Here is a 20,425-nt window from a genome sequence, read left to right on the forward strand (position 1 = left end):
ATCCACAGCCTGTTGATAACTTCTGTGGATTGTGTGTCTTTTTTTGCAGAATTTACGCGTGTTTCACGCTGTTTTTCCTATCGGTGTATTTCGTGTCGAAAATCGGACATTTCGTGTATCCGGCCGCACAACGGGCTGCAAAGCTGCTATGATAAATGCAGGCAATTTTTAGTCTCTTTACTGCAGGCGCGGCTCGTTCCACTGCACCGCAGAATGAGAAAAGGAGGAATATACCATGAAAATCAAACGCGGCATAAGCCTTGCTCTGGCACTGGCGATCATCTCCGGCATGGGCGGCCCGCTTGATATCCGCGCAGCGGCAGCGGATACCGGCAGCTCGGACGCGCTTGCGGCGCTCGGCATAGATTCGAGCAAAGCGCCCGATGGCTTTAATGCCAACGACCCCAGCAACCCGTATGGCCGCAATACCATCAAGGTTACACCGGTGTACGAGCTGTATACCGTTGGTCTGACGAATGATGTTCTGCCGTCGGATAAAATCGGCTTGGGCAAGCGTGAAAGCGCAGAGCAATGCGATACAAGCGTTTCCCAGTCCAACCAGAAGGACAATACCCTTCAAAGCACGCTGTACGGCAATGATGATAACACATCTACCCAGGCTCAGCAGTTTTTGAGCGCTCAGAAGCAGATCCAAACTATTTCTGAGGGTAAAACCACCTCTACCGGCACATACGCACAGTTCCCGATAGGCAGCAAGGGCACTGACGGCTATGCCACCAAGGGTTATCTGACCGGCATGACCAATGCCACTACCAAGCTGAACGACAAGACCGATTACGCCATGGCAGACGTAGCCGCAGGCCATTTCACCTCGGACCAGGACGCAAAGTCCTCGCAGACGGTCATGGTTTACGCCGGTGACCTGAGCGCGAAAGGCGGTCTGTACCTGCGGTTCGGCAATGCGACAACCGGCGAGTACGGCAAGCCGATCACACTGCTGGACACCAGCAAGGAAATCGGCAACCCGAATCTGACCGACACCAGCGACGAAGGCAGCACGACCGCCAAAAAGGTCGAAAACTTCGCAGAAAACCCGTATCAGCTGAAAAACTACCTGCAGGTAGCTACCGGCGACTGGGACAACGACGGTAAGGACGAGGTTGCGGTCTATGTGCCGGAGGTCGGCAATTCCCGCATTGAGATTTACGACCTGCAGACTGACGATTACTCCAATCCCTCTAACTGGAGACAGGCGTGGACGTACTTCTTCCGTGAGGGCAGTGTCGTTTCCAACATGATCTCTCTCGTCAGCGGTGACGTCAACCAGGACGGCGTAGACGATCTCGCCTGCACCTGGGGTTACTACTACGGTCCGCAGCAGAACGCAGGCTCGCGTGCCGTTGTAATGTTCGGCTCCACGAGCGCTCACATGCTGCAGAGCTCGCAGGAATTCCCGCTGACCTATGAGGGCATCAATCTGGTCCGCGCATCCTTCGCCTTCGGCGATATGACCGGCGGCGGCAAAACGCTGATTCTGGCGGCTCAGTCGGATGCCGACCTCAAGGCAAATAAGCAGAACACGCGCTATGTAGGCTTGTACGCATGGAACGGCGTCACCTTCAAGCCGTCTGTCTCTAAGAATTTTGATCTGTTTGCAAAGAACGATAAAGGCGAGTACATCTACGGTGCAATGGCAAAGCACAACGATACCTTCCGTTCTCTGCCGCTGTGTCCGGCCAATACAGCTATCATCTCCCGTCCGACCGCAGGCGAAAAAGGCGATGACGGCAAGACCAGCGATCTGCTGTACTTTGACAGCCTTGTTATCTCCTGCGATGAGAACGGTCTGAATATCAAGCAGGCGCTTGACAACACGCCTGCTATGCCGAATGAGGACTACGTCGAGTACGATGCATCCGCAGGCTCTGTGACCACCGCGGTGGATAAAAACAACAACACCGCAGGTTCGGGTACGCTGTTCACCCTGACGCAGACCATGTCCAAGGATGAGAACAAGTATTCTGAATCCTACAACGTCACCGGTAAAGTTCCCCAGTACGCAACCCGTTATTATTACAAGAGCTGGTGGCATAAACTGTTCCGCAAAAGATCTTCCTATCAGGCTTTTGTCGGCTATGTAGATGCTACTACATCGCAAACAACACCGTACACCACCCGTACGCCGGGTACAACCAGACTTTCGACCGTCAACCTGTTTGACGGCTCTCAGCCGGTAAAAACCGATGTCAACAGCTCGTACACGCTCTGTCTCGCCAACACAGACGACGATACCAGCTACATGACCTACACCGGCAAGCACTATTACACCTACTCCGACCCGCAGGTTCTGGCGGTACTGGCTTCGCCTCCGTACTTCTCCGATCTGCTCGACCGTGATGACCTGTCCGGCAACTATGCCGAGTCCTCCACCACCTACTCGAGCATGAAGGGCACCGAGAACGGCACCAGCTCCTCCTCTACTATCTCGGTCGGCGCGTATGTCTCCTTTGAGCAGGAATTCTCGGTATTCGGCGTTAAGATCGGCAGCGTTGAGGCGGAAGCCGCCTTTACCTCCGGTTTCACCTACGAGACCGAGCACACCTCCTCGCTCGAGCAGTCCATCACCTACGAGACAACCTCCGGCGAGGACAGAGTGGCGTTCTATTCCATCCCGATGGAGATTTACGAGTACACCTCCTACATCCCGGATGGAACAGGCAAATACACGAAAGTAACCTCCACCGTTTCCATCCCGCACGAAGCCTCGATCGGTCTGATCGACCTGTCCGACTACGAAAATATCGCCGAGGATTACAGCGTTCTGCCATCCATTTCGGGCAGCGTGCTGACGCATACGATCGGTGATCCGTCCAGCTATCCGAGCGCACCGAGTGCAGGCTCCAAGGCTTATAACGGTGATCCGGCTAAGGTTGACTTCACCGCGGCAGGCGGCGGCTCCGGCATCACGCAGGAGATCAACTTCTCCACCTCGGACAGCAAAAACTACACCAACACCACCTCGATCGAAACCAAGGCCGGTGCCGGCGCAGGCGGCGTAACCGCAGGCGTTGTGGCAGGTTCGGAACACTCTGCCGGCAAGGTGTCTGTCAACACCGCAGGCGGCTCGTTCTCCGGTTCGCTGCAGAACATGCCGATTGAAGCCAAACCGTACGGCTACGGCATGAACTGGAAAATTTTCTGCTACAACTACCGCAGCGGCAATCAGGCGTTCCCGGTTGTTACCTACGCGGTAACCGGGCATAGTGCTCCGTCTCCGCTGCCGGAGGATTTTGAGCAGGATGTTGCGAAAACCACCGATGATTCCGTCACCCTGACGTGGACGTACGACAAGATCGTTTCCGGTTTCCAGCTGTACCGCTACTACAACTTCCCGGATGGCTCCGGCCGCAAGGAACTCGCATTTGTGCCGTTTACCGAGGGTGACCGCAACGATGACGGCACCTACACCTTCAGCTACACGGATAAGAATCTGTCTCCCTATACCGAGTATGAATATCAGATTCAGACCCGCAACAACAACAAGGCTGAGCAGCAGCGCAACAGCATTTACAGCGAACCGCTGACCTGCCGCACCAAGACCACAGCAGGCTATCCCGATATTTCGGTAACCATTGGTGGCAGGGAAAATCAAACGGAGCTGCCGATCTATCCGGATTCTCTGGCAACCGCAACGGTTAAGTATAACGGAGACAATAAAAATCCAGACGGCGGCAAGTACAACAGCGTAAGCTATCAGTGGCAGAAGCTGAACAATGGTTCCTGGACCGAGATTGCCGGCAGCGTTTCCGATACGCTGAGCATCGAAAACGCCGGTTCTGCCGACAAGGGCACTTACCGCTGTCGATTGAATGTGCTCTACTTCGACAACACCGCCCAGAAGGAGTTCAGCATTTCCGCTTACTCGCCCGAAATCAACACGGTTTACAGCAAACGCACGCCTAAGTGTGAGCTGACGGTTACGGCGGAGAATGTACAAAAAGACAACACTGCTCAGTTTGACCGCACGCTGCACATCAGCGCTAAAATGAGTTCCGCGTCTGCTACCTCCACCATCCCGACCGGCACGCTCAGCTTCCTGATTCGCGGCACGGACTTCTCTACCACGGTTGCGGCTGAGATTGACAGCAAAACCGGCAACGTTACAAAGGATGTTATCGTGCCCGCAGACGGCGCCTACACGGTTACCCCGTATTATCCGGGCAGCTATGTATTCAAGGATATGAGCAACGCGGAAGGCCAGATGGTTCTCGTTGGCGAGAACGCGACCGGCTACCAGCTGACGCTCACCAACGGCAAGGATAACAACAGCGTCACCCGCTTCACCTACGGCGATACGGTAACGCCGTCGCTCTCCCGCATGAGCAACGATACACGGGGTCTGCAGAAAGTCACTAACGCGACCTTCAAGTACGCGGTTTCCAGTTCCAAGGATTTGCAGCCACTGACAGAGAACAATAAGCTGGATGTTGGCACTTACACGCTGTATGCTTATGTAAACGGCGAAACCAATCCGGTTGCGGAAACCGAGTTTACCGTTGTTCAGCGTGCCGTTACGCTGCGCGTTGTCACCCCGAAGGACGGTGTTGCACAGGATCAGGTTAATCCTGACGACCCGAAACAGCTTTCTCTCACGGCAGACACGAAAAACATGACTGCTGAAGAGATTACTGCTCTGCACCTCGACTATACCGCAGTCAACACCGCAGGCAACAAGGAAACGCTCGCGCCGAACATTGCACCCAGCAACTACACGGTTTCTCCATGCAAGACTACCGCTACCAACGAAACGCTGTACAACAACTATGAATTTACCTTTATCCCCGGTGTTTACACGGTAAACGGCCTGACTTACATCCTGACCCTCAAGGCTGAGGACTTCGGCGAAGGCGCAAACAAGCACTCTGTCGGTTCTGCGTCGATCATTACCGCAGGTCTGAATGCCGGCAAGGCGGATGACGGCAGTGCAATCTCCAGCTTTACCGCAAACACCGATGTTACCCTGACGGCTGTGCCGGATGCAGGTTATGCAGTCGATTACTGGACCTATGACGGCAAGGAAATCGAGGACAGCAAGGAGAAGAGCTCGGTTACCATCAAGACCCGTGCAAAACCGGCATCTGTTTTGGTTTACTTCAAGACCACCAATACCAAACTGAATGCTTCCGTTCAGAATAAGCAGGGCGGTACACTCAAATGCACGGATGAAAATGGCTCCGAAAGCCTCAAGAATTTCCCGGCTTACATTGCCAGCGGTGCAAAGTTCAACTTCACCGCAACGCCGGATACCGGCTGGCACTTCAAGCAGTGGATTCTCTCGAAACGCGGTGCAAACAGCTATCCGTCCGGCGAATCGAACCCGGCGAACGGCTCCAACACGCTCTCTGTTGAGGTTGGCGTGCAGGATATTGATCTGGCTGCCGTATTCGAGCGCGACAGCTACACGCTGACGCTAGAAGGTGAGCTGACCGCAAGCTATCAGACGGTTGATCCGGACGATACCTCCAAAACGCTTACCAAGTCTCTCAAGAGCGGCGAAAGCGTCACCGGTGATACGGAGATTACGGTAGCGCCCAAGGCAGGCTATGCTGCCGCCAAGGACGAGACCTATCAGGTGAACGGTACGGCTGTTGAAGCAGGAAAACTCAACGCTGACGGCAGCTATACCTTCCCCATCACTGAGAACACCAAGGTTTCGCTCAAGACCGACCGTGCCGCATTTGCGATTACCACACCAAAAATGGAGCATGGCACGATCATTGCAACCGTAGACGGCGAAGCTGTGGACGATCTGTCCAAGATTCCCGGCGGCAGCAAGGTTGAGCTGCAGGCACGCGCAGACCGCGGCTGGCATTTCAAGAATTGGGTTGTAAACGGTACTGCTCAGGATGAAGCTGCGGCAAAGACCAACGGCACTTACACCATCAGCGAACTGGCTGGCAATCTGTCCATCAGCGCTGCATTTGCCCAGAGCGCTTCCTACACCGCCAAGGCCACCGCTGCAGCCGGCAACGGCACCGTAAAATACACGCTGTATGATATCTACGGTGAGGAAGTTGAGACCAAGGCTATGCCTGCAGGAGGCGTAACCATCTATAAGGATGAGGAAATCACCTTCCATGCAGCGCCGAAGACTGGCTATCAGGTTGAACAGTGGGAAGTAAACGGCAAAAAGACTGCCGGAAACTCCAAAACCAATCCGGAAGGCAAAATCCGTGCGGACAAGAATATTACCGCAACCGTATACTTTAAGGTTACGGCAAGCTATCAGCTTACTTTCGGCACCACTGATACGAACGGCCATCTGACCGCCAAGATTGACGACACCGCGATCAACTCTCAGACCAAGCAGCCGAACGGCAGTATAATCACCTTCACTGCAGCACCAAACACCCAAAAGATGGTCGAAAAGTGGACGGTTACCCAGGGTGACATTACCGCAGCAGAAAACGATGCTGCTGTACAGGTTGATGGTGTAAATCTTGTCGATCCAATTTATATTCACACACTCGATGCCAACCAGACCATCCGCGTTCACTTCACCGACCTTGTACAGTACGATGCCAAGATTTCCGGCACAAACGGCACCGGCAAATTCACCTACACCACGCCGATTCAGCCAACCGACACCGGTGCAGTCAACAGCGCATCCGCTCAGGTTCGCAAGAACGGCACGGTCAAGCTGACGCTTGCACCGAGTGCAAACTGTGTCGGCACCGCCGAAGAAATTAAGTCTGAACTCCAGAAGGCGGCTCCGAATGCCGTTGTTTCCGTCACCGAGAAGGACGGAAGCTTTGAAGCGGTTATCCGCAACGTAACGGAAGCTCTGACGGTCAACACCGACAATCTGTTCCACAAGACCTACGCAATCACGGCCAATAAGGCCGAAAACGGCAGCGTTTCCGCTTCTGCGGCACGTGCCAAGGCCGGCGACACGGTAACGCTCACTGCAACACCCGCAAGCGGTTATCAGTTGAAAACCCTGACGCTGGCACCGGAGACCGCACTCGACAAGACGGTTTCCGCGTCCACCCTGACCTACACCTTCACCATGCCGGCAAATGACGTTACTGTCACCGCAGCCTTTGCCGCCAAGCCGAGCAGCGGCGGCGGTGCAGGCGGCGGCGGTGGAGCGGGCGGCGGCGGTGCTGCACCGGCTCCGTCCGACAACGGCTCGTCCTCCATCACTGCACCGGACGGCACCAAGATTCCCGCAACGGTTGCGGTAAAGAACGGCACCGCAGCGGTTTCTGCCGACAGCTCCAAGCTAACTGCGGTTTCCGGCAAGGATTCGCTGACGCTTGATCTGTCCGCAGACTCCACCGTACGCGCGGTATCGCTCACCGGCGATGTGGTAGCTGCTCTTGCCGGTGCAAAGAACGGCGCAGCGCTTATCCTGCCGAACGGCACGGTTGCACTCGACCGTGAGACGCTGACCGCACTCGGCAGCGCCGCACAGGCTGACGGTATGGCAAGTATTTCGCTCGCTTCCGCTGACAAGTCCTCCCTGACTGACGCACAGCGCAAATACCTGCCGAAGAACAGCACCATCCTGAACATTTCTGCGCAGGTACAGCCGAAAAACGGCACTGCAACCCGCGTTCACGCGCTGAACGGCACGGCTGCGATTTCTGTGGCATACAGCCTCAAGAGCGGCGAGAACGCCGCGCATCTGGTTGCATACTATCTTGCTGAGGACGGCTCGTTTGAAAAGCTGCCTGTCATTTATGATGCAGCGACCGGAAAGGCTACCTTTAAGACCACCCACTTCTCCACCTTCGTTATCACCCACGAGTACAGCAGCGACTTCTCCGATGTCAACCTGCGCAAGTGGTTCTACAACGAGGTCAACACCGCACTCGAGAACGGCTGGTTCAAGGGCCTGACCGCGACTAAGTTCGGTCCGGATGACGGCATGACCCGCGCAATGCTGGTTCAGGTACTCTACCGCATGAGCGGCAGCAAGGCCGCTTCCACCGCACAGTTCACCGATGTGGCGGACGGCAAGTGGTACGCGGAAGCCATCGCATGGGCCTCCGAAAACGGCATCGTCAACGGCTTCACGGACGGCAGATTCCAGCCGGATACGCTGATCACCCGTCAGCAGCTGGCGGCCATCCTGTACCGCTACGATACCTATCGCGGTCATACGCCGCAGGGCAGCGCAGCACTCGACGGCTACGCAGACGCGGCTTCTGTCGAGTCGTGGGCTGCTGAAGCAATGAGCTGGGCGAACGGCAACGGTCTGGTAACCGGCGTTACCCCGACTACGCTCGTGCCGAACGGCACCGCAACCCGTGCTCAGGTAGCGGTTATCCTCAGCCGCTACACCGACCAGTAATCCCATCCGATCCATACCACCCAACGGATATGGTATGAACAACCGCCCTGCAAGGGCAGACAATACCGACAGCGCCTGAAAACGCACACAAGCGACACCAATCGAAATATGGTGTCGCTTGTTTTTTGGCTTCTCGCACGGAATACGCTCACGCGAGAACGAATCGAACAGCCGCAGCAGAAATTCCATACTCCTATGTCAGCTTCTCCGGCATGATATACTCTGCCAACCAAATCGCAAGTATTTTCAGGCTTGCGGCTCATTATATCGTACACCATGTTCTATATTTGCATAATACTGTGCAAATTCGACTCATTTTGATTTACAACGTCGTTGCAGGGTGATATACTGAAATTACCATATAAGATGCGCCGGATTATGCTTTGAGGAGAATGCTATAATGACCATGAATGACCCGCTGCTCCGCACGGACAGCTATGCAAAAATCTTCCTGTATAACACCCATGAAACCGTCGCCTGTGTGCCGCGCCACACCATCCGCATGCGCGATAAAGTGCGCCCGGACAAGCTGCGCGAAGCCGTCGAGCAGGCACTGCTGCGCTTTCCGCACATGATGCTGACCGCCGAGCCGACCGAGACCGCGTTCCGCTACCGCCGCAACGTGCAGCCCGCCGTGGTGCTGCCGTTCGATGGCGTATCCACCCGCTACACCATCGGCTCCAAGGATACGAACGGATACTTATTTCTCGTCGGCTACCACGACAAGACCATCTATATGGAGTATCAGCACTCTATCTCGGATGGACGCGGATTCGAGGAGTTTATCCGCTGTGTACTGTTCCAGTACCTGAAAAACTGCGGTTTCCCGGTTGAGAATGACGGCTCTGTGCGCGGCATGGATACCCGCTGGTCTCCTGAGGAGAGCGCAAACGGCTACGAGCAGCTGGCAGACCGTGAATTTTCGCCGGATGGCATCTGGAAAAAGCCGGAGGCTGTTCATGCCCCCGAGGTACAGTGGGGCGCTGACGGCTCCGAGGTCGTCACCGAGGTGACATTCCCGTTTTCGCAGCTGCACGATTACGCAAAGTCCATCGGCGTCAGTCCGCTGTCTGTACTGGCTCCGCTGATGATGAAAGCGTTTGATGATAAGTTCGGTGGAACGGACAAGCCGGTTATCGCGGAGATTCCGGTCGATCTGCGTCCGCTGCTGCCGACGCTTACCACGCGGTATTTTATTTGCTTCATCGATCTGCCGTATTTTCCGGAATACCGCGATCTGCCGAATGACGAGGTGTTCCGGCGCACGAAGGCGTTTTTGAAGGATCAGATGCAGCGCGAACAGCTGCTCTATCGTGCAAAAGCCGCCGCAGACCGCTGTGAATCGCTGCATGAGGCAGATATGCCGCTCGCAGAGAAAATGCAGGCGGCACAGAAGGTCACGACTGATTTTGTGCTCGAGGACAGTTTCCTCATTACCAACGTCGGCCGGTTCGCCCTGCCGGAAAGCTGCCGTCCGTATGTACTCGATTACGGCGCAATCCTGCCGTGCGCCGTGCAGCCGTTTGCGCTGCTGATCTCGTCGTATGGAGATAAAATGAAACTGTCCGTTGCGCAGCGCGACCACGATATGCAGGTTGTCGAGGATTTGTGCGCCGGTCTGCGGCAGCTTGGCATCCAGCCGGAGACACTCAGCTATCCGTTTGTGGTGACACGGTATAACGGACTTGAGTGCGGGATGTAAGTTCAAAACTGTAATTTCAAAAGCAAAACGCTCAGCTATCGTTTGATAGCTGAGCGTTTTGCTTTATCCAAGCCGCGCGACTGTGTAGCCGACATACAGACCGGCACCGGTCACAAGTGCATTCTCGTCCACATCGAAGCCGCCGTTATGGTTGGTGATCATCGTGTGCGGAAAATCCGGATTGCCGGTGCCGAGATACGCATACGCGCCCGGCTTATACAGCTCAAACTCGGCAAAATTGTCGCCGCTGAGCGACAGCTCACGGTCTGTGACAACGTGTCCTTCTCCGAGCAGCTCGTCCACGACCCGAGCAGCTTCCTCGCACACCTGCGGGTCATTGACGAGCGCAGCGGCAAAGTCCGTCCACTCGATTTCCGCCGTGCCGCCGTACAGCGCAGCGATGCTCTGCGCTGTCTCACTGACCTGTGCACGGACGCGGTCGCGGCTCTCCTGCGAAATGGTGCGCGTTGTGCCCTCCATTTCAGCAAATGCTGCCACGGCGTTGTAGGTCGTGCCCGCGTTCAGCTTGCCGATACCGATGATGACCGGCTCGGTCGGTGAAGTGCGGCGCGTAACCAGTCCCTGCACTGCCACGACAATCTGGCTGGCGATGTACAGCGCATCTACGCCCAGATGCGGCGTGGAAACGTGCGTGGACTTACCGTGCACGCGAATGCGGAAATGATCGACTGCGGCGTTGTTGATGCCCGGTTTGAGTCCCACCGTGCCTGCCTCCAAATCGTATGCCGTGTGCGGACCGAACACGCGCTCGGCACCCTCCAGCACGCCGGCTGCGACAAACGGCTTTGCACCTTTTCCGATTTCCTCTCCCGGCTGAAACACAAGACGGACCTTTCCGCTGAACGCGTCTCTGTTCTCCGACAGGATTTTCGCGGCACCCAGAAGGCAGGCCGCGTGCGCATCATGGCCGCAGGCGTGCATGACGCCTGCATTCTCCGAGCGATAGACGCACTCATGCGTCTCCTCAATGGGCAGCGCGTCGATATCCGCACGCAGAACCAGCACTTTTCCGTTGTCCTTTGCGCCCTTCAGCGTGCCGAGCACGCCGGTTTCGCCTACGCGCGTGTGCGGAATGCCGAACTTGTCCAGTTCCTCCTCAATGCGCTGCGCGGTGCGGAACTCCTGCAGGCTCAGTTCGGGGTGCCGGTGAAATTCCCGACGGATGGATACGATGTAGTCCTTCGTTTCCGCTGCTGCTTTCTTTACATCCATGATGGCTTTTCCTCCTGTTTATCGGTGTTTCGGTTTGATCTTATCACGCAGACCTTCCAGACGGTTGAGTGCATCGAGCAGCGTCTCGTCCTTCTTGGCAAAATGCAGGCGAATCAGGTTGTTGACCGGCTCACGGAAGAAGCTCGATCCGGGAACCGCGCCTACGCCGACATAATGCGCCAGATCCTCACAGAACGCAAGATCGCTCTCGTAGCCGAACTCGGAAATGTCGAGCAGAACATAGTACGCGCCCTGCGGGTCGGTATGGGCAATCTGCAGATCGTCCAGACCCTTGAGGAACAGCTCCTTTTTTTGTGTGTACTTGGCCTGCAAGTCGTCGTAGTAGTCCTGGCCCATCTTGAGACCGGTAACAACAGCCTCCTGCAAAGGTGCTGCTGCGCCGACGGTCAGGAAATCATGCACCTTTTTCGCACGGTCGATGATCTCCGGCGGGGCGATGATATAGCCCAGTCTCCAACCGGTAACCGAGTACGTCTTGGAGAGCGACGAGCACGACAGCGTGCGCTCCCACATGCCCGGCAGGGTGGCGAAATAGGTGTGCTTGTTCGGCGCGAACACAATATGCTCGTATACCTCGTCGGTGATAACATAGGTGTCGTACTTCTCTGCGAGAGACGCGATAATCTCCAGTTCTGCACGGGTGAACACCTTGCCGCACGGATTGGACGGGTTACACAGAATGATGGCCTTCGGGTGCTGACGGAACGCGTCCTCAAGCACATTTGCGTCAAAGTGGAAATCCGGCGGCACGAGCGGCACATAAATCGGCTCTGCGCCGGACAGAATGGTATCCGCACTGTAGTTCTCGTAAAACGGGGAGAAAATGATAACCTTGTCACCCGGATTGGTGACCGTCATCATCGCAGCCATCATCGCCTCGGTGCTGCCGCAGGTCGTAACGATCTCGGTGTTCGGGTCGATCCTGCGGCCCATGAAATAGGTCTGCTTGGCGGCCAGCGCCTCGCGGAAGTTCTGCGAACCCCAGGTAATGGAATACTGGTGGTAATCCTCGTAGGCCACCTGCGCCAGACGGTCGAGCAGCTCCTTCGGCGGCTCAAAGTCCGGGAAACCCTGCGACAGGTTTACCGCGTCATACTGCATGGAAACGCGCGTCATACGGCGGATGACCGAATCGGTAAAGCCGGCGGTGCGTTCGGATAAGCTCTGCATGGTTATTTTCCTCCCATAATGTAAGATTTCTGATCGTTAAGCGTGTGCTTCGGGTCGAGGGCGGTCTTGATGGTGTTCATCACGGCGAGATTGTCCTCCGCAGTTTCCCGCAGGAAATACGGCCGCTTGGCAATGCCGATGCCGTGCTCTCCCGAGGCTACGCCGCCGTAAGAATACGCCTTAGCGTAAGCCTGCTCCATGTTTTCGTGCAGCTCGCGCTCCCATGTCTGCTGGTCGCGGCCGTCACGCACTACGCACAGATGCACGTTGCCGTCACCCGCATGACCGAACGCGATCATACGCACGCCCGAGGACGCTTCCAGCTCGTTGATATAGCGCACGAAATCCGCCGTGTGGCTGATGGGCACAACGATGTCCACCGGCTCCTGCTCGGACACAGCCTCGACCGCCATAACGAGCGCACCGCGCACCTTCCAGATGTCGGCGGCCTGCTCCGCACTGCGCAGCACGATGCAGTCGATCGCACCGTTGTCGAGCGCAAGGCGGCGCACACGCTCGATATTCGCGTTGACCTCGCTCTCGTGGCCGTCAAACGTCAGCAGAATGTACGAACCCGCATCCGGACGCGGATATTTCACCTTGCAGAACTCCTCGCCGAGCGCGACCACCTTGCGTTCCATGAACTCGACTGCGGTCGGGTTGGCGTTCGCCTGCAGGATGGTCAGCACGCTGCGGATACCCGTGCCGAGATCGGCAAACGGCACGAGCACGCTCACCGTGGTCTCCGGCTTGGGAAGAAGGCGCAGCAGGCACTTGGTGATGACCGCCAGCGTACCCTCCGAGCCGATGAGCAGATGCTTGAGCGACAGTCCGCTCGCGTCCTTCACCTGCTTGCCGCCGACATGCAGCACCGTGCCGTCCGCAAGGACGACCTCCAGCCCGCGCACATAATCGCGCGTTACGCCGTACTTGACTGCACGCATGCCGCCCGCATTGGTGCTGATGTTGCCGCCGATGCTCGAGGCCTTTTCGCCCGGATCGGGCGGATAGAACAGGCCGCGCTCCTCGACATACGCCTGCAGATCCTTGAGCAGCATACCCGGCTCGACGGTGATGGTCATGGTGTCGCGATCAAGCTCGAGCACGCGGTTCATGCGGGATACATCCAGAATGATACCACCGAACAGCGGAATTGTCGAGCCTACCAGATTGGTGCCCGCGCCGCGCGGCGTGACCGGGATACCGTTTTCGTTGGCGTACCGGAGCACGCCGCTGACCTCCTCGGTCGAAAACGCGAACACGAGTGCGTCCGCTGTGCCGGTGCGGCGGCCGAGCGCGTCGCTCAGGTACTCCGCCGGAATATTTTCCTCGAAAAGCAGGCGTTCGCTGTCCGGAATGATCTCCCGCAGCGCCTGTTTGTTGATCTGCATTACTGTTTCCTCCTGCCGAAAATGCCGCCGGTTGTTTCCGGCGGCATTAGGAATAATTATGAATTACTTGTCTGCCAGCAGATCCTGATCCCAGCCTGCCTTGATAAAGTAGCCGCCGAACTGGTCATTGAATACTGCCTCGGTCTCATCGGACTGGAACGCTGCAACAACCTTCTTGTAGGTCTCCAGTTTGTCTGCATCCTCGAGGTCAGCGGAACGTGCTGCGATCAGGTTCCAGTACTCTTCGATGTCCAGCTGATCATCCTTGTAGATGGCGTCCTCGGTCTTGAGGCCGAAATCCAGTGCGTAGTTGCCGTTTACAACAGCTGCGGTAACGTCAGCCAGCGTGGACGGGATAACGTTTGCCTTCAGCTCCTCGATGGTGATCTTGGTGTTGTAGGTCTCGATGTCGTCGATGGTCGGGTTGAACTCTGCGCTGTCCTTCAGCTTGATCAGGCCCGCTGCTTCCAGAACCTTGAGGGCGCGGCCGCCGTTGGTTACATCGTCCGGAATGGCTACGGTGTCACCGTCCTTGAGCTCATCAACCGACTTAACCTTGTCGGAGTACAGGTTCAGCGGAATGATAAAGGTGTTGCCGATGTTCTCGATCTCATAGCCGTAGTTGTCGATCTCGCTCTGCAGGTAAATGCGGTGCTGGAAAGCGTTCAGATCGATCTCGCCGTTCGCAAGTGCGTTGTTCGGGGTAACGTAGTCCGAGAACTGTACGAACTCGAGGTCGATACCCTCGTCAGTCAGCTTTTCCTTGGCCGGAGTCCACAAATCCTCGTAGATGCTGCCGACTACGCCGAGCTTTACGGTTACGGCATCGCCGGAATTGCTGTCGGATGCCTGTGCGTCATCGGAAGCTGCACTGCTCGAGCCGCCGCAGGCGGTCAGGGACAGGGCGAGGGTTGCTGCGGACAGGGACAGTGCGATGATTCTTTTGAGCTTCATTGGGATTACCTCCGTTTATGATGTGAATTTTTTAATCGACTGATGTTAGAGAGTGAGCGACAGCTGATAATTCTCGCTCATGGTCTTGCAGGATGCGTTGAACTTCTCCTGCTCCTCGGGAGTCAGGTGAAGCTCGATGATCTCTGCGATGCCGTCGCGGTTAACAATAGCGGGCACACTGGCGTACACATCGTGCTGACCATACTTGCCGTTCAGCAGAACAGAAACCGAAAGAACGCGGTTCTCGTTGTAGAAAATGGCGCGAACCACTTCTGCAGCGGAAGCGCCAATGCCGAACTCGGTGCACTGCTTGCCGCGCAGGATGGTCCAGCCGCCTTCACGGCCTGCGTCAGCAAGCGCATCCAGGTCGAGCTTGCCGAAGGTGTCCGGATACTCCTCGCGCCACTGGGAAAGCGGCTTGCCTGCAATCGTGACCGCCGACCATGCAACCATCTGGCTCTCGCCGTGCTCGCCGAGCGCGTAAGCGGTGATAGATTTCTGGTCAATGCCGATCTCCTGCGCGATCGCGCGGCGCAGTCTTGCGGAATCCAGCGTAGTGCTGGTAGAGAAAATGCGTTCCGGCGCCCAGTTCAGCGTGTGCTGGATGTAATGCGTGATAACGTCCGCTGGATTGGAGATATTGACGATAATGCCGTCAAATCCGGATTCTTTGATGGATTTTGTTACATCCTTCAAAATGGCAATGGTCTGACCCAGTGTATCCATACGGGTCTGATTGCCGGTCGGCAGCGGGCCTGCCGCAATGATCATGATCTGCGCGTCCTTCGCGTCACTGTAGTCACCCGCAGTGACCTTGGTGCGGACCGGAAGGTAATTGGTCGCGTCGGTCAGGTCGAGCGCCTGTGCGACTGCCTTTGCGCGGTCGGAGTCAATGTAGACAATCTCGTCTGCCAGACTCTGCGAAATCAGTGCGTAGCCGACATGGGAGCCGACATGGCCTGCACCGACAATAACAACTTTACGATTGGAAATACTCATGTCAGACACTCCTTAATGCGTGTTCTTCTTGACGACCTTGCCGCCAACGAACTCCATAATGCAAACAATGATGACGAGGACCAGAACAGTGACGTTGGTAACGTCCAGCATGTTGCGGTCGTGGCCGTAACGGATGGCGAAGTCGCCCAGACCGCCGGCACCGACGACACCGGCCATTGCGGTCAGGTTCAGCAGGCTGATCGCCGTGATGGTTGTGCCGCGTGCGATGGCAGCAACGCTTTCCTTCAGGTAAACGCGGAAAATGATCTCCAGCGGTGTGGAGCCCATCGAGAGTGCCGCTTCGACGAGGCCGCCGTCCAGCTCTGCGAGGGCGCTCTCCACCTGACGGGTGAAGAACGGCACCGCACCGAATACCAGCGGAACGATTGCACCCCGAACATAGATTGCCGTACCCATAATCGCACGGGAAACCGGCATTACCCACGTCAGCAGGATGATGAACGGGATGGAACGGAACAGGCTGACCAGCTTGTCCAGGATCTGATAGACGATTTTGTTTTCCAGAATGCCGCCCGGCTTGGTGATCGTGATCAGCACGCCCAGTGTCAGACCGAGCACGAACGAGATCGCACCCGACCAGACCACCATGAGCAGCGTGTCGCCGATGGCTGCATAGAAGTCCGGCAGCTTTGCCATTACGTTCGGAATGATGTTATTCAGAAACTCTTGCATCCTTGATGACCTCCACTCCTACGTTTTTCTCACTGAGATAGGCGATTGCCTGTGTGATTTGATCGCGGCCGCCGCTGATGATAGCTACCGTGCCGCCAATCGGTGCATTCTGCACGATGGCGATATCCGAAAAGATGATGTTGAGCACAATGTCGAATTTGCGCGATACCGTCGAGATGAGCGGCTCAGATACGTTGCGCTGAATGTAGCTCAAGCGCACGATCAGTTCACCCGGATTCAGCTTGACGACCGGCGAATCCTCCGCGATGAGTTCTTCGATCTTGCGAAGATTGGATGTCGTGTGGATGAAGTTCTTGGTGATGTTCTCTCTCGGGTTGGCGAAAATGTTGAACACCTCGCCGGACTCGACCACCTTGCCGTGCTCCATAACGGCTACGCGGTGGCAGATCTCCTTGACGACCGCCATTTCATGGGTGATGATAACGACTGTGATGCCGAGGGTTTCATTCAGGTGCTTGAGCAGCTGCAGAATCGCCTTGGTGGTCTGCGGATCGAGTGCCGAGGTAGCCTCATCGCAGAGCAGCACATTCGGGTCGTTTGCCAGTGCGCGAGCGATTGCTACACGCTGTTTCTGACCGCCGGACAGCTGCTTGGGATACGCCTCCGCCTTATCACCGATTCCGACCAGATCAAGCAACCGCTGTACCTTTTCCTCGATCTGCTGTTTGGAAAGGCCGCTGCCGCGCAGCGGATATGCTACGTTGCCGGCTACGGTGCGCGAGGGCATCAGATTGAAGTGCTGGAAGATCATGCCAATCTTCTTGCGGGCCTGCCGCAGCTCCTTTGCCGAGAGCGACAGCATATCCTGACCATCTACGATCACCTTGCCGGAGGTCGGCCGCTCGAGCAGATTGATGCAGCGCACCAACGTCGATTTACCCGCACCGGAAAAGCCGATCATACCGAAAATTTCGCCCTTGTCAATCGTCAGCGAAACATCCTGCACCGCATGAATGGTTCGCTTGCCGCTCACAAACTCCTTCGAGATATGTGACAATTTTATCAAGAAAATTCCTCCTTATTCCTCTTAAATGTGCAAAAAAAGCGGGAAGCTCGCAGCTCCCCGCTTCAGAAAATGCAATGAATCCGCAAGAACGCGCAGCGTCAAGCAAGACGATTCAAAGTAATTTCGTATTCTGTCGGTCAGGCAGCATCTGAGCATAATACAGCATGTTCATACACATTCGACCCGACATTCGTGCGTTTACGATGAACATTTTGCTCGCTCCTTTCCGATCCCCTACTGGATTTGTTGGTTATAGAATAGCACAGCCAATCCCCAGTGTCAACCTCGGAATTGCAGGAATTTCATTTTCTGGAGGTTTTGCCAGTTTTGCACAAATAAAGCTAACGAAATCTATAGGATTTGACTGATATTTTCAGCAGTTTGCTGTAATTTAAGGCGGTCTTCTTGGCAGGCATATTGGGTGTTGTACTTTTTATCGGACTTTACCTGTTATATACTGTATATAACAATTCAATAGAAGGTGATCGCTATGGATAAAAAATTCTATGCACATACCCGTCCGATCAATGAAAACGGCGTTGAACGTACAGAATATCAGCTTCTCTCCGATCACGAGCGCGGTGTCAGCACGCTCTGCGGGCAGTTTGCCGAAGCATTCGGTGCACAAGCTGAAGGTCACGAGGCCGGTGTTCACCACGATGACGGCAAAGCAACTGCCGCATTTCAGCATCGTCTTCTGGATAATGGTCCAAAGGGCGATCATGCAACCGCCGGTGCACGAAACATCATGTTGTCAAACAATCTGCTCTTAGCCGCTTGTGTCATGGGGCATCACAGCGGTTTGCCGGATTTAGGCAGCGCAAATGACCCGGAAGGCACGCCCACCTTCACCGGCAGAATAAAAAAGTGGGGCACTCCCGCTATTCCGCCGCTCGACCCGGGTTACCCCATTCCGCCGGTACGCCTGCCGCAGCGTCCGGTCACCAAGCCGTCGCTTTCCGAGTCATTCCGCACGCGCATGCTGTACTCCTGTCTGGTGGACGCGGATTATCTGGATACCGAGCGATTCATGAAAGGCGATATGCCGCGCGGCACCGGAGATTCGCTCGAAACCCTGCTCACCCGCTTACAGGCCAGACTAAATAAATGGGACAGCCCGACTTCCGAGCTGAACAAGCTGCGTCAGCAGATCTTGCGGGCGTGCGTTTCCGCCGCAGCCAATCCCAAGGGCATTTACACGCTTACGGTTCCGACCGGCGGCGGCAAAACGACCAGTTCTCTCGCATTTGCGCTGCATCATGCCGTTGAGCACGGTATGAAACGTGTGATTTATGTTGTACCGTACACCTCCATCATCGAGCAGAATGCCGATGTTTTCCGCGGTATTTTAGGCGATGAGAACGTACTCGAACATCACTCCGGTGTACAGTTCGAGAACGATGAGGAAAACGGCAATCCCGATCCCAAGGCACTGGCCGCCGAAAACTGGGACAGCCCGCTCGTTATCACAACCGCCGTTCAGTTTTTCGAGTCGATGTACGCTAACCGTTCCTCACAGTGCCGCAAGCTGCACAATCTGGCGAACAGCATGATTATTTTCGATGAAGCGCAAATGCTTCCGCTGTGCCACCTGATGCCGTGTGTCGCGGCCATCGGCGCTCTGGTAGAGCAGTTCGGCGCAACTGCCGTGCTGTGTACGGCTACCCAGCCGGTACTCGGCGATTTGATTCAGCGATTCGCACCGTCGCATACGGTTTCCGAGATTTGCCCGGAGATTCCGTTCTATTTTGACAAATTCCGCCGTGTAACGTTCCGGCAAGTCGGTGTCCTCGAGGATGACGCACTCGCCGAATTGCTGTGCGCACATGAGCAGGTCCTCTGCATCGTCAATTCCCGCAAAGCGGCGCAGTCCATTTTCTCGAAATTGCCGGAGGAAGGCAGTTTCCATCTGTCCACATTGATGGTTCCGGCACACCGCCGTACGGTGCTCGAGGAAATCCGACGCCGACTAAATGACGGTTTGCCCTGCCGTGTCGTATCGACTTCTCTTGTTGAAGCCGGTGTTGACATAGATTTCCCCGCCGTTTACCGCGAACTGGCGGGTCTGGATTCCATTCTGCAGGCCGCCGGACGCTGCAACCGCGAGGGCAAGCGTGCCGCAGAGAACAGCATTGTTACTATTTTCCGCCGCACAGAGAAGGCTCCGCCGCTGTTTGGACAAGCCATCGGCGCGACAAATATTGCGCTGGATAACAATGCCGATCCCGCTTCTCCGCAGACAATGGAAAACTATTTCCACGAACTGCGCAAGCTGAACGGTTCCGCGATTGATAAAATCGGCGTGATCGACGCGTTTGAGCGTGGACGCGGCGGCTCTCTGTATCCGTTCCGCACAATTGCCGAGAATTTTCGCATGATCGACAACGACACACGCACAGTTTATATTCCGTGGAAGGACGGCTCTGAACTCATCGAGCGGCTTTGCGATGGTGCGTGCTCTAAAAAACTGTATCGGCAGCTTGGGCAGTACGCCGTGCAGGTGTATGATGAGCATTTTCAGGCATTGTATGATGCCGGTGCGCTTCAAACCGCCGATGAAACCAATGGTCTGGACGACCGCAGTGCTGTGCTGACCGATGCCTCGCTGTACAGCGAAGCGACCGGCCTGTCGCTCAAGGCCGACAGCGGTCAGGCGTTTTTCGGGTAATTTTTCGTGTAAAAAGGAAAACGGGAGAATGTGGTAACATTCTCCCGTGCTTCCTTAATTATCTCAAATTAGATTTCAATCCACGTCTAATGACGACAAATACACTATAACAGTTTCTGATTTATTTTGTCAAGTTTCTTTACCCTGCCTTATTATTTCATTTGCATAAATTTAATTATCTCATATTAGGAAATATTACTGTTGTAATCAACAGTGTAAAGCGATATAATGTAATCGTAGATAAGGG

General features: G+C 55.6%; 10 protein-coding genes. 3 read left to right on the plus strand and 7 right to left on the minus strand.

Features of this window, described 5'->3' with window-relative positions; all coding sequences use genetic code 11:
* Positions 1-235: 235 nt before the first annotated feature.
* Together DW088_RS13395 and DW088_RS13400 are read left to right on the plus strand one after the other, a co-directional pair.
* Positions 236-8,320, plus strand: a complete 8,085-nt coding sequence (locus tag DW088_RS13395; protein WP_118361290.1) for an InlB B-repeat-containing protein — start codon at positions 236-238, stop codon at positions 8,318-8,320.
* A 400-nt stretch (positions 8,321-8,720) separates the two neighbouring features.
* Positions 8,721-10,022 carry a hypothetical protein gene (locus DW088_RS13400; RefSeq protein ID WP_110435567.1) on the plus strand — a complete coding sequence of 434 codons (1,302 nt, stop codon included), beginning with the start codon at positions 8,721-8,723 and terminating at the stop codon, positions 10,020-10,022.
* Positions 10,023-10,085: 63 nt separating this feature from the next.
* Here the strand turns inward: DW088_RS13400 and DW088_RS13405 are convergent, their stop codons facing one another.
* From DW088_RS13405 to DW088_RS13435, 7 genes are all read right to left on the minus strand, one after another.
* Positions 10,086-11,255, minus strand: a complete 1,170-nt coding sequence (locus DW088_RS13405) for a M20 metallopeptidase family protein (RefSeq protein ID WP_118361292.1) — start codon at positions 11,253-11,255, stop codon at positions 10,086-10,088.
* An 18-nt stretch (positions 11,256-11,273) separates the two neighbouring features.
* Positions 11,274-12,446 carry a pyridoxal phosphate-dependent aminotransferase gene (locus tag DW088_RS13410; protein ID WP_118361294.1) on the minus strand — a complete coding sequence of 391 codons (1,173 nt, stop codon included), beginning with the start codon at positions 12,444-12,446 and terminating at the stop codon, positions 11,274-11,276.
* A 2-nt stretch (positions 12,447-12,448) separates the two neighbouring features.
* Positions 12,449-13,837: an FAD-binding oxidoreductase gene (locus tag DW088_RS13415; protein WP_118361295.1), complete on the minus strand. Its 1,389-nt coding sequence runs from the start codon at positions 13,835-13,837 to the stop codon at positions 12,449-12,451.
* 63 nt (positions 13,838-13,900) lie between these two features.
* The gene (locus DW088_RS13420) at positions 13,901-14,791 is read right to left on the minus strand and encodes a MetQ/NlpA family ABC transporter substrate-binding protein (protein WP_117490080.1); all 891 of its coding nucleotides are present in this window, start codon (positions 14,789-14,791) and stop codon (positions 13,901-13,903) included.
* Between the two features lie 45 nt (positions 14,792-14,836).
* On the minus strand, positions 14,837-15,790 hold the full coding sequence (locus tag DW088_RS13425; protein ID WP_117490082.1) for an L-lactate dehydrogenase: 954 nt from the start codon (positions 15,788-15,790) through the stop codon (positions 14,837-14,839).
* Between the two features lie 12 nt (positions 15,791-15,802).
* Positions 15,803-16,483: a methionine ABC transporter permease gene (locus DW088_RS13430; RefSeq protein ID WP_117555120.1), complete on the minus strand. Its 681-nt coding sequence runs from the start codon at positions 16,481-16,483 to the stop codon at positions 15,803-15,805.
* Positions 16,464-17,510: a methionine ABC transporter ATP-binding protein gene (locus DW088_RS13435; protein ID WP_118361297.1), complete on the minus strand. Its 1,047-nt coding sequence runs from the start codon at positions 17,508-17,510 to the stop codon at positions 16,464-16,466. Before DW088_RS13435 ends, DW088_RS13430 begins: the two co-directional genes overlap by 20 nt.
* Before the next feature lie 490 nt (positions 17,511-18,000).
* Here DW088_RS13435 and cas3 point away from each other — a divergent pair, with 490 nt between their 5' ends.
* A complete protein-coding gene (gene cas3 / locus DW088_RS13440) occupies positions 18,001-20,178 on the plus strand; it encodes a CRISPR-associated helicase Cas3' (protein WP_118361299.1) in 2,178 nt (725 codons plus the stop codon).
* Positions 20,179-20,425 lie beyond the last annotated feature (247 nt).

The sequence above is a fragment of the Butyricicoccus sp. AM05-1 genome, assembly GCF_003474415.1.
In the GTDB taxonomy this organism is placed as follows: Bacteria; Bacillota; Clostridia; order Oscillospirales; family Butyricicoccaceae; genus Agathobaculum; species Agathobaculum butyriciproducens.

What these genes read in the sequence shown, in the direction of transcription:
- DW088_RS13425 (WP_117490082.1), bottom strand. Translation starts at nt 15,790, where the DNA reads ATGAGTATTTCCAATCGTAAAGTTGTTATTGTCGGTGCAGGCCATGTC.
- DW088_RS13430 (WP_117555120.1), bottom strand. Translation starts at nt 16,483, where the DNA reads ATGCAAGAGTTTCTGAATAACATCATTCCGAACGTAATGGCAAAGCTG.
- DW088_RS13400 (WP_110435567.1), top strand. Translation starts at nt 8,721, where the DNA reads ATGACCATGAATGACCCGCTGCTCCGCACGGACAGCTATGCAAAAATC.
- cas3 (WP_118361299.1), top strand. Translation starts at nt 18,001, where the DNA reads ATGGATAAAAAATTCTATGCACATACCCGTCCGATCAATGAAAACGGC.
- DW088_RS13395 (WP_118361290.1), top strand. Translation starts at nt 236, where the DNA reads ATGAAAATCAAACGCGGCATAAGCCTTGCTCTGGCACTGGCGATCATC.
- DW088_RS13410 (WP_118361294.1), bottom strand. Translation starts at nt 12,446, where the DNA reads ATGCAGAGCTTATCCGAACGCACCGCCGGCTTTACCGATTCGGTCATC.
- DW088_RS13405 (WP_118361292.1), bottom strand. Translation starts at nt 11,255, where the DNA reads ATGGATGTAAAGAAAGCAGCAGCGGAAACGAAGGACTACATCGTATCC.
- DW088_RS13420 (WP_117490080.1), bottom strand. Translation starts at nt 14,791, where the DNA reads ATGAAGCTCAAAAGAATCATCGCACTGTCCCTGTCCGCAGCAACCCTC.
- DW088_RS13415 (WP_118361295.1), bottom strand. Translation starts at nt 13,837, where the DNA reads ATGCAGATCAACAAACAGGCGCTGCGGGAGATCATTCCGGACAGCGAA.